Source organism: Bacillus sp. JJ634, from assembly GCF_036962285.1.
GTDB lineage: Bacteria > Bacillota > Bacilli > Bacillales > DSM-1321 > Peribacillus > Peribacillus asahii_A.
Window position 1 is genome coordinate 1 of sequence record NZ_JBALMU010000179.1, and the last position, 9,540, is coordinate 9,540.

7 protein-coding genes and 1 pseudogene are annotated in these 9,540 nt (G+C 38.9%); 2 read left to right on the forward strand and 6 right to left on the reverse strand.

What is annotated here, in order from left to right; genetic code table 11:
- Nucleotides 1-494 precede the first annotated feature (494 nt).
- The 4 genes from V7068_RS20775 to V7068_RS20790 all read right to left on the reverse strand — a co-directional run bounded on the left by V7068_RS20775 (nt 495) and on the right by V7068_RS20790 (nt 5,023).
- The gene (locus V7068_RS20775; protein WP_499714368.1) at nt 495-1,922 is read right to left on the reverse strand and encodes an MFS transporter; all 1,428 of its coding nucleotides are present in this window, start codon (nt 1,920-1,922) and stop codon (nt 495-497) included.
- Between the two features lie 196 nt (nt 1,923-2,118).
- A complete protein-coding gene (locus V7068_RS20780; protein ID WP_499714369.1) occupies nt 2,119-3,330 on the reverse strand; it encodes an FAD-dependent monooxygenase in 1,212 nt (403 codons plus the stop codon).
- Nucleotides 3,331-3,335: 5 nt separating this feature from the next.
- Nucleotides 3,336-3,734, reverse strand: a complete 399-nt coding sequence (locus V7068_RS20785; RefSeq protein WP_499714370.1) for an acyl-CoA thioesterase — start codon at nt 3,732-3,734, stop codon at nt 3,336-3,338.
- Nucleotides 3,735-3,748: 14 nt separating this feature from the next.
- Complete coding sequence (locus V7068_RS20790) at nt 3,749-5,023, reverse strand: phenylacetate--CoA ligase family protein (RefSeq protein ID WP_499714371.1); 1,275 nt, start codon at nt 5,021-5,023, stop codon at nt 3,749-3,751.
- 214 nt (nt 5,024-5,237) lie between these two features.
- Between V7068_RS20790 and V7068_RS20795 the strand changes: the two genes are divergently transcribed.
- Nucleotides 5,238-6,026, forward strand: coding sequence for an IclR family transcriptional regulator (locus V7068_RS20795; RefSeq protein ID WP_499714372.1), 789 nt, complete (start codon nt 5,238-5,240; stop codon nt 6,024-6,026).
- On the forward strand, nt 6,007-6,786 hold the full coding sequence (locus V7068_RS20800) for an IclR family transcriptional regulator (protein ID WP_499714373.1): 780 nt from the start codon (nt 6,007-6,009) through the stop codon (nt 6,784-6,786). Before V7068_RS20795 ends, V7068_RS20800 begins: the two co-directional genes overlap by 20 nt.
- A 304-nt stretch (nt 6,787-7,090) precedes the next feature.
- On the opposite strand, the pseudogene V7068_RS20805 reads toward V7068_RS20800, so the two are convergent.
- Nucleotides 7,091-7,597: pseudogene (locus tag V7068_RS20805) on the reverse strand (YqcI/YcgG family protein); the annotation flags it as partial.
- A 110-nt stretch (nt 7,598-7,707) separates the two neighbouring features.
- Entirely contained in the window at nt 7,708-8,931 is a 1,224-nt protein-coding gene (locus tag V7068_RS20810; RefSeq protein WP_499714374.1) for a YbfB/YjiJ family MFS transporter, read from the reverse strand.
- Nucleotides 8,932-9,540 lie beyond the last annotated feature (609 nt).

Consider the following 9,540-nt stretch of genomic DNA (forward strand, 5'->3'; position numbering starts at 1 on the left):
TATAGTGAGTGCTCACTTAAAAAATTAACGTTGGCGTTTCTGTTTTGTTTAGTTTTCAAAGAACTAATTTGTCCTGCTGACAAGAATTGATTATACGCTCGTATTTTTAATTCGTCAATTATTTTTTTGAAATATTTTTTCTCGAAATTAGTGAAAAGGAGAAAAGGAGAAAATTATACGGTATTAAGGGGACTGTGAAGGAGGAAGTACAATAGAAAAAATAATTTAGTAAAGCTAAAAAACAACAAAAAAGACGTTCAATTTAATCTTTTTTTATTAATCTTGCCATAATTCCCCTTGTCAATACCAGTAACATTATTAACTGTTTGTACAATTAGGTTTAGCCCCCTGATCCATCGCATTCATTGAATCGAATTTTTGACTAAACTCCTCAAATCTTTCTTGTTTTTTCATTTTGTTATTTTATTTCCCGTTTTAATGAATAAAAAACCAAGCAAATTTCGATGAAATCGATATTTGCTTGGTTTTAACCATTATGCTGATTGAGATATTGATTTTAATTTCGCTGAACCAGCACCAATTAAGATAATACATACACAACTCGCTGCGATTAACGTTGCGTCTAGTAAAAGTGGTGAACTCCAGTCACCTGTGCTATCTCGTAGCACCCCTGAAATTACCGGAGATAATAATGCGCCAATTTCTGCAATTAAATTCCATAAACCAAACGCTGAGCCACGGTGCTCTGCCGGTGCTAATTCAGAAATAAATGCATGTTGAATGGATTGTACCGCGAAAAAGATTGTGCCTGAAACAAATAAAATGGACGACATAATAATTAAGTTTCCGTGACCACTCATAATATAAAATGCAAATGCAAATACCGAAAGTGCAAAGAATACGGTTAAAATAAATAAAATATTTCGGCGGCCATTTTGTTTATGAGCTACTTTGTCTGAAATCCAACCTCCTAATGGAAAACCAAGCAAACCTGCAATCGCATTAAATGAAGCAACAAGTGCTGCTGTTGTTAATGTACTCCCTCCAAAATCACTTACAATTGATACAGACCAGAAACTATAAAACCATAAATGCCACATAATTGGAATTGCCGAGATGTATAAAAGCATTAAATTGCGATTTTTTAACACTGGACGAACTTCTGGCTTTGTACGATAAATATATGCAATAAAAACAAATGCTAATAAAGTGAAGATTCCTGCTATCGCCCCTTCACTTAACTGCATTTTATCAGTAATAACGTAAATCGTCATAATAATTACTAAAAATACAATAGAATAGGATCCTAAGCTAATAATCGTCTTCTTCATACTAGCATTTTGTTTATTCATGCTTTTGGGAATCACAGTTGACATAGCAAGACCAACAATAATCGTAGCAATCCCTAAAACAATGAACGGTGATTTCCAAGCATCATTCCCTAGAAATGGAACGGCCCATTCAATTAAATAAACGGTTCCAACTAACCCTAAAGTTAGACCTACAGATAAACCACTCATTACGATTCCCATACCTAAGCCGAGCTTTTTGGGTGGCGTTACCTGTGCAATGAGCGAACGGTCGTTTGAATAGAAAGCTCCTTCTCCTAACCCCGTCAATACACGCAATGCAATAAAGACAAGCAAACCATGAAAGAATCCTGTTAACAGTGTCGTAATTCCTGCCCATAAAATACTCAAAATAACCATATTACGATAACCGTATTTATCTCCGAAGTAACCACCTGGGAATTGCGTTAACATATAACCTGCAAAAAATAAACTACCTAATAAACCACCTAATGCGTACGGATTGGATGCACTTTCTAAAAAGGCAACATCATTGTTAATCATCCAGGTAACGACAGGTCCTGTGATTGTCCTGTCAAAATACGCAACAATCCAACCTATAAAGAGCATCCCCCACACTCGCTTATACGGCTGTGTTATTATTTCTTTCATACGCATTCCCTCCCCTCTGAATTGCTATTTCCCAGAATCACCATTTTATCAGCGTCATATGGCTGTACTCATTAAAAAGCTAATTGATGAACGAACTCGCATCAGAAATATGCTAGTACAGCACATTTCTGATGCAACTTCATTTTTCGCCATCATTCCACCTACAAACAACAACGGTGCCAAAATCCAGAATAAATTAGTACTTCGTTGATAATGCTGGTGGGCCAGAACGTGGTCCAAATGGCCCTTCGTCTAACCATTTTCCTAATTTCGGAATATGCGGCGCTAAGAAAGCACTAATTTCTCGTTTTAGCTTAATCTCTTCATTTGTACCTTGAATATGTTCAAGAGCTAAGTTTGAACATTCACGATTATATAAACCTGCGCTTAGACGCTCATTCGCCGCTGCTTCAATGGCAGCTCGTGCTTCTTCAACCGTTTCAGCTTTTAATGCAGCTGCAATACCTTGTACACCTACTATTGCATCCGGTACCCCTGAGTTTAATCCGCGTGCACCGAATGGAGCGAATAAATGGGCAGCTTCACCAGCTAAAATGACGCGACGATGTTCATCTGTGTAGCTTTCTGCAACTACTTGATAGAATGTATAGGTTGAAATCCATGTAATACGCTCAACATATTTCGGATCCATTACTTTTGGAAGCCATTCGCGTACGCCTTCTTCTGAACCGTAGTATGCACGATCATCTTCATCGAATAGTTGTAAGTCGATACGCCAACCACCTGCAAATGGTACATACATCACATTACGCCCACCAGCATCTGGATGTTGATAATGGAAAGTACGCTCCAGTGGCAGTGGATTTTCTTCATCTTCTTTTACATCCACTACGACAAATGCATCACTTGTACGTGGCCCTTCGAATTTGATACCGACAGACTTTCTTACTGCAGAGTGTGCACCATCTGCTGCGACAACATATTTCGCTTCCCAAGTACCCTTTTCTGTTCCAATGGTAACGCTTTCATTTGAGGTGACTACGTCCTTCACTGATTCTCCCCATACAAACTCTACGTCGGCAGCTTGACATGCTTTAAATAACGCTTTTTCAATTTCGTGTTGATGTAAACTTGCGAACGCTGGAATCGTATTTGGTGCCGGTGGCTCATAAACACGTTTGTAGACCGGTTCGCCTCGATAAGACGTTTTCTTGACAGGCCAAACAATACCGATATCCCCTAATTCAAAACCTAAGCCTGAAGAAATACTTTCTAATAGTTTTAAAGTTTCTTTATGAAGATAAATCGCGCGACTGCCTGCACGTTCACGTCCTTCCGGCTCTGCTTCAATAATTGTTGCTTTAATACCTTGTCTATGTAGTGCAAGGGCAGCAGTCATACCAACTGGTCCTGCACCGATAACTAATACTTCACGTGTGTTTGTCATTTTATCTACTCCTTTAATCCTAGTTTATTTTTCACTTGTTCTGGAATCGCGACTGCTCTCGCACGCCCTTCTGCTGTTGAAGCCCAAGCCCTCACTTCATAGCCTTCCGCCACAAGTTGGCCTTCACAATAAAATTGATGTAATAATTTGAACACTTTTTCTTTTAATAACACGACTTCTGATTTCACAATCAGTTCTACATTGTATAGAACGGGGCGTTTAAAATCACAATGTGTTTCAATCAAAGGTAATGCAATATTCTCTTTAAATAAAGCATCGGTCGGGTGTCCAATCGCTGAGAAAAATTCATGTGTCGCTTCGTCCATCCATTTATAAAAATTCGGATAAAATACAATGCCTGCAGCGTCCGTGTCTCCCCAATGTACTTTTACTTTGTAATCCATTAATAATCTCCTTCTTATACAGTGACGCCAGCTTTACGATTGTCAATAACGCGACGAGCCTTCATGGTAAAGCGCGACAAGGAATTGTCTTCCACCCACTCTACTTCTATTCGTAAGCCTACACGTTTGCGTAATAATTGTGCCAACATAGGCACTATTTCTTCTGGACCTTCAATTTGAACTTTAACTTGATTCATTTCAAGTTCTGTATAATAAATAATTCGGAATTCTTTAATTGAAGCGAATTCACGAACAATGGCTTCAATGGATGAAGGATAAATATTCACACCACGAATGACCACCATATCATCTGTACGCCCTAACAAACCGCCTGGTAAAAATAAAAATGGAGTTCCACAAGCGCAAGCTTCTGTTTGATATACAACAGCATCACCAGTACGATAGCGAATCATCGGATAGCCAAAACGTCCAAGATTTGTTAACACGAGCTCCCCACGTTCACCGGGTGCTACATGTTCTAACGTATCTGGGTTAATGACCTCAGCAATAAATTGTGCTTCATTCACATGCAATCCTTTTTGTTCCTGGCAAGAATATCCGTATGCACCCATTTCAGTCATTCCAACGTGGTCAAATAGCTTAGCTCCCCATAAACTTTCAATTTGAGCACGTGTAGAAGGAACCGAGCCCCCTGGTTCTCCAGCTGTAATGATTTTTCTGATTGTTGAATCTTTAATATTTAATCCTAGCTTTTCAGCAACTTCTGCTAAATGAAGTGCATAGCTTGGTGTACAGAAAAGAACGGTTGCTTCGTTCTGAAGCATGCTGTTTAACCTTTCTTCCGACGACATACTGCCACCTGGAATGGCCATGCAGCCAAGTTTCTGCACAGCTTCGTGTGCTGCCCAAAATCCGATAAACGGTCCAAATGAAAAAGCTAAATAGGCACGGTCTTTTTTCGTTACGCCGGCAGATTTCAAAACTTCCACCCAACAATCTGACCACCAGTCCCAACTTTTCGCCGTATCGAGCACTTTTAATGGACGGCCGGTTGTTCCTGATGTTTGGTGATAGCGAATGTAGCTCCCTTCTGGATAAGAATGATTACGACCATATGGTGGGTATAATTTTTGATCTTCGGCTAATTCCCTTTTTGTCGTAAAAGGAAGACGGCTTAAATCCTTCACGGATGTAATAGGTAAATGAATGCCTTTATATTTTTCTTTATAAAACTCATTAAAGCCTGTAACAAAGACTAATAGCTCATTTAACCTATGCAATTTATTGGTTTTTAAATCAACATCTGTCTCGTGAATGTGATAATTCATTAACCATACACTCCTCTGTTTATAATAATTTGTGCGAGATACAGAAAATTCTAAAAATACTAAAGTAATAATAAGAGGGATTTTGTTTTATGAAAAGGCTTTCATTCTGCTATATGGAACAAAAATAAAAATTTTGTCAGTTTTGTGAAGATTATTTATAGTAAAAGTGGTATTTTATAAAAAAGTTTTGTTTTTTTAAAAAGGGGGGTTCTGCTTGTCTCGTACAATGAACAGCTCATTAACCAATGCTCTTCGCATTTTAAAAAGCTTTTCCATTGACCAACCAGAATTAACATTATCAGAAGTTGCAGAGCTTGTTAATGTTTCCAAAAGCACGGCCTGCCGACTTATTCAAACGTTAGAAAGTGAAGGGTTTATGCATCAAAATGTCCATTTCAATACATATAGTTTAGGATCTTCCATACTTGCCCTATCGAATACCGTAATCGAGCCATTAGCTATCTTGAAGGAAACAACCAATTTTTTAAAACAATTAACAGTCCAAACAGGCGAATCTTCACATATTGCTATTTTAGATAACACCAACATCATCTATTTAAAAAAGGAATCTAGCCCACATAGTGTTCAATTATTGTCACATATCGGTCGCCGGAACCCTGCGCATTGCACAGCATCTGGTCAAGCCATTTTAGCTTTTTTGAAACCGACAACGATTGAGGAACTCTTTGAAAACTGTTTAGCACAGACTACCGAGCATTCCATTACAAGCCTACCTCAATTACAACAAGCATTAGGAACGATTCGACAGCAAGGCTATGCCATTAGTGAAGGGGAATTTATTGAAAATATCGTGTCAGTCGGCGCCCCTATTTATAATAAACAAAATCAAGTATTCGCTTCCATTAGCGTTGCCGGTCCGAAAAAACGAATGCTGCCAAACTTACAAAAAGTCGTGAACAACGTGCTCCTTACAAGTCACGACATTACGAAATACGTTCAAACTCATGAAAGGGATGTTGACATTGAAACACTCATTAAATGACCAATATTTTGTGGCCTCTGTCAAAAACGCCATGCGTATTTTACGACTTTTCACACCGAAGCACAACGAAATCGGTATTACGGAAATGGCCGAAAAACTTCATTTAGCAAAAAGCACTGTACATCGTTATGTGAAGGAACTCGTGCAAGAAGGGTTTCTAGTCCAAAATACAGCAAATAGTCATTATCGCCTAGGTTTATCGATTTTAGCATTAGGGGGTATCGTGCAATCACACAAAGAAATTTACACAGATGCAAAACCAATACTCATAAAACTTGCAAATCGTTTCCACTTATCTGCACATATTTGTGTGATGGAGCACAATCATGTCGTCTATTTACTACGCGAAATGGGCGATCGACCAGCGAAATTAATTACGAAAAGTGGTCGATACAACGACTTACACTGTACAGCAGAGGGCCTTGCTATTTTAGCCTTCAAAAGTCAAGCTATAATTGAAAATGTCATCACACAGCCCTTAAAAAAGTACACGGATTACACCATTACTGACCCAATGATATTGAAACAACAAATAGTAAAAATCCGTTACGATCAATACGCTGTCACAAAGGATACATACGCTACTGGTTTTATCAGCATAGCTGCACCCATTCAAGACTATACCGGTGAAGTCGTTTCCTCTCTCGCCCTTATTGGTAAATCAAAAAATGTCGAAGAAAATCAGTACGATGAAATAATCAAAACACTACAGAAGAGCGCAAAAAAAATTTCAGAGCTGTTAGGCTACTATGACCATTAGCACTAGAAAAAACAATACTAGAAACGTTGGCGGTTTTCACTTACAGAGCCAGATTAAGTTTCATGCCTAGTCAATCCCCAAGTCCCGGAGACTTCAACCGGAAGCCTATGCTGGAGGGGGCGAACGGTGCGAGTGAGGCTTCTATGTGGTGCTTTACTTTAGGGCTTCTGCATTTTGGAATATACCAAAAATCAAATACTTCCAAAAAACCACCTGCCAAAATATAAAGAAAATTGCCCTTCATCTCACCAAAAGGGAGACTAAAGGACAATGTAAAAAACCTTTCTCTTCATTCCATGATTTTTCAGCGTTTTATCTTAGAATCAAATGAACTACTTAGTCTATGAGCAAGTGGGCACTTTCCTTCAATTGGTTCAATATCATCTCCAATAAAATATTGCTTCCATTCTCGGTGATTTGGGTCACCATAATGACTAATGTTTGGATGCTTCGGTAAGCGGTCCCATTTCTCAACACGTTCTCTCACTTTTTCTCGAGACATACCTCTCCCAATATTTGTCCCTTCTAATCCTTCAAAAATCCGTCTTGGCTGAAAACCTAACACAAGACCATTCCCCAAATCCCTAGTCTTACGCTGCTTATACGCAGGTGCATTCCCAAACACAAAAAACGGTTCTCCTGCAAAGGAAAAAGCCCATAAATGATGTTCTGGGTCTGTTGGATAATCCGCTGACCAAGGCTTCGTGTCTTGCTCATGTAAATATTGAAGAACATTCCAAAAATACTGCCGATAATATGGAATCGATTTTTCCTCTTTCTCAGGCTCTATAAACAAAAACAACCCCTGCTGGCATCAACTCCGGATTAAGCATGTCCTCTTTCTGAAATAAATAATTATCCTTCACTGTCATGAACTTCACCTCAATGCTATACATATAGCATTGAGGGACAAAATATGAATCACCCTCCCACAGAGTCATCCACTTTTTGAAGATTCATCTGCTCTTCGGCTACTTTCTTCTGTAATTGTGTAGCTAGAATAAAAGCAGTAAATAAAAGCCCGCAGCAAAGAAGTAAAGCTGAAGGAATTCCTCCTATATGGTCAATCATCCAGCCGCTAAGACCCGGTCCAGCTAATTGCCCTACCGCAAAGAAAACCGTCGTATATCCTAGCGCAATCGGTGCATAAGAATGATGAATCTGCTCTGTAGAAAGTGCCTGAATAAGTGAAAGCATGCCCACAACCGTTACTCCCCAAAGGAATTGGCTTACAACAAACCCAATTTGTATAGGAAATAAAATCGGAATAAGCATCGAACCAGCCCCTAAGAAAAGGGTAATAAGCAGAGACTTCTTTCGCCCAATTCTATCTGAAATCGTTCCCCACAACGGCCCGCTAAAAATAGACATAATCCCACCAAAAGCCATGATTCTTCCAGCTGAATATCGATCAACATTAGACTCTAAAAAATAACTAAAAAGAAAGCTTTGTGGAATTAAATAAGCAAATCCAATCAATCCGTAAATAATGGCCACTAGCAAAACACCCTTATGCAAGTACACTTCCCGAACAAGCGAATCATCTCGCTGCCCCTTTTTACGTAAAGGAATAGGCGGATCTCGAAGGATAGCCTGAGCCACAAGAACAACTACTAGAGAAAGTATTCCATACAAAAGCCAAAGATACCGCCAGCCGCTTTCCGAAAACCATGTAGTAAAGAATGGAATAAGCGTGCTCGAAATTAAAGTCCCTAATCCCAATCCACTAACGAGAAAACCAATCATCATGCCTCTTTGCTTCGGGAACCAACCAACAACAATATTTACAAGTGGTGTGTAGGTGAAAGCCGTACCAACTCCAATCATTGCCATTGCCACTAGACAAGAAATAAAACTCGTAACCCAAGACAAACACAACAAACCAATCGCCACAAGGAACGTTCCCCAAACAACTAAACGCTTCGAGCCCCATTTTGAAGCAAGGATACCCGCGAAAAGAACCATTCCTAAATATCCAATCGAAGTAGCTGTCCCTAACATACCTGCCTGTTCATACGTCAGTGATAAATTTTCCTTCATAAAAGGCATGAGAATCCCGAACGACATTCTTGCAAAGCCGAGAGTACTAATTGTCACCATCATACTCGCAAAAGCATACCACCAAATCCGCTGTTCCTGACCCATCCCTTCACACTCCTGCTTTCATATTCTGTTCATTGTTGATTTATTGAGCTTCCTTTAGTCATCATTGCGAACTCCAAAATAGGAAACACTTACATTGTTATTTCTCTCCTGCCTAAATAATCTCCTTTCCTTTTGTTATTTTTTGTATTTTCATATCACTTTTAAAAGAGTCTAATCCTTTCTTCCTTAGTACTATTCAGACCAAGACAGGTATAAATCAGGTTGTTATAACTAATAGGAAGAACATAGAATAAATAGAAACATAATCTTTTTTAGAGGAGGTGAGTTCCATGCCAACAATCGAGGGCGGGGTGAAGTATCTTTTACGCGGTTTGGTGTTTATCGTTTATTTTCCTATTCAACTTCTTTTTCGTTTGATCTATTTTCTCTGGTTTTACTTCATGATTAAGCCGCTTACTTGGATTTGGGAAAAAATCCTTTTACCTATCTTTCAATTAATCTCAGATTATTTGCTCTATCCTTTTTGGAAATACATGATTCGTCACCCTATTCAGTGGGTATGGTGCCAAGTACTCTTCCCTATTATTAGAGAAGTTCTTTTGCCGCTTTGTCGCTTTTGTTGGAATTATCTTATTTATCCATTTGTAT